General features: G+C 78.0%; 2 protein-coding genes and 1 pseudogene. 2 read left to right on the top strand and 1 reads right to left on the bottom strand.

Annotated features, from left to right (window positions below):
* Nucleotides 1-262 (top strand): annotated as a pseudogene (locus AAHZ94_RS34100) (hypothetical protein); the annotation flags it as partial.
* Here the strand turns inward: AAHZ94_RS34100 and AAHZ94_RS34095 are convergent.
* On the bottom strand, nt 255-1,028 hold the full coding sequence (locus tag AAHZ94_RS34095; RefSeq protein ID WP_349997560.1) for an enoyl-CoA hydratase/isomerase family protein: 774 nt from the start codon (nt 1,026-1,028) through the stop codon (nt 255-257). The pseudogene AAHZ94_RS34100 and the gene AAHZ94_RS34095 sit on opposite strands and share 8 nt — an antisense overlap.
* 174 nt (nt 1,029-1,202) lie before the next feature.
* On the opposite strand from AAHZ94_RS34095, the gene AAHZ94_RS34090 reads away from it, so the two are divergent.
* Nucleotides 1,203-1,406: hypothetical protein (locus tag AAHZ94_RS34090; RefSeq protein ID WP_349997559.1), on the top strand; the 204-nt coding region annotated here is incomplete at its 3' end.

Below are 1,406 nucleotides of genomic sequence, written 5' to 3'. Positions count from 1 at the left end.
GCTGCGCGCCGTCGCAGCGCCCGTACTGATCGCCGCGGCGGTGCTCACCGCACCGGGTGCCCAGGCGGCATCTCCCGCACCCCCCCCCCCCCCCCGCCCCACGCCCGGGGGGGGGGGGGGGCCCGGGGGGGGGGCCCGTACGGGCCCCCCCCCCCGCGGGCGGTCGGGGCCACGGCCGGCCCCGGCCCCGGCGGCCGACCCGGCCCCGTCCCCGCCCCGTCTCGTCCCGTCTCGTCCCGTCCCGTCCCGTCCCGTCAGTTGAACTTGGCCTTGCCCGGCCCTTCCGCCACGAAGCTGCGCATGCCGATCTCCCGGTCCTCGGTCGCGAACAGCGCGGCGAACCAAGTGCGTTCGATGGCGAGGCCGGTGTCGATGTCGGCCTCCAGCCCCGCGTCCACCGCCTCCTTGGCCGCGCGCAGCGCAATCGCGGGGCCCTGGGCGAGCCGCGCCGCCCAGGCGTGCGCCTGCTCGTAGACCTCGGCCGCCGGCACGACGCGGTCCACGAGTCCCAGGGCGAGCGCCTCGTCCGCCTTGACCATGCGCCCGGTGAAGATCAGGTCCTTGGCCTTGGAGGGGCCGATGAGCCGGGGCAGGCGCTGGGTGCCGCCGGCGCCGGGGATGACGCCGAGCAGGATCTCGGGCTGGCCGAGCTTGGCGTTGTCGGCGGCGATCCGGTAGTCGGCACAGAGCGCGAGTTCGCAGCCGCCGCCGAGCGCGTACCCGGTCACGGCCGCCACCACGGGCTTGGGGATGCGGGCCACGGCGGTGAACGCGTCCTGGAGGTCACGGGCCCGCGCGACCATCGCCGCATGGTCCATGACCTGCATTTCCTTGATGTCCGCGCCGGCGGCGAACACCTTCTCGCCGCCCCACAGGACGACGGCCCGCACATCGTCGCGGCGGGCGGCCTCGTCGGCCAGCTCCCGCAGCCGGTCCTGGAGCGCGACGTCCAGCGCGTTCATCGGCGGGCGGTCCAGGCGGATGACGCCGACCCCGTCGGCGACCTCAAGGTGCACAGTCTCAGTCATGTGCGCAGGTTAGCGCCGGCTAACAGGGCGGCGGGAGGCCATCGGACGGAGATCACAGCCGGAGCGGCCCCGGGTGCGGAGTTCACGTGCGCGCGGACCGCTGACGGGGCGGCCACGGGTGCGCGGAGCGCGGTCCTGATACGGCGCGGAGGACGGAACCCGCAGGCACGCCCGATGCGACGCCGAGGCCGCGCCCACGGGTACGCCCCGTACGACGCGGAGGCCGCGGCCCACGGGTACGCCCCCGCGGAGGCCGCACCGTACAGGCACGCCCGATACGGCGCGGGGGGGGGGCCCCCCCCGGGCGGGCGGCCGGGGGGGGGGGGGGGCCCCCGCGGCCCCCCCCCCCCCCCCCCCCCCGCGGGGGGGGGGGGGGGG

This window comes from Streptomyces sp. HSW2009, assembly GCF_040240285.1.
GTDB lineage: Bacteria > Actinomycetota > Actinomycetes > Streptomycetales > Streptomycetaceae > Streptomyces.
The sequence above is the reverse complement of the archived record's forward strand: the minus strand, read 5'-3'. Positions and strand labels throughout refer to the sequence as shown.

Coding starts and splice junctions, on each gene's coding strand:
- AAHZ94_RS34095 (WP_349997560.1), bottom strand. CDS start 1,028: ATGACTGAGACTGTGCACCTTGAGGTCGCCGACGGGGTCGGCGTCATC.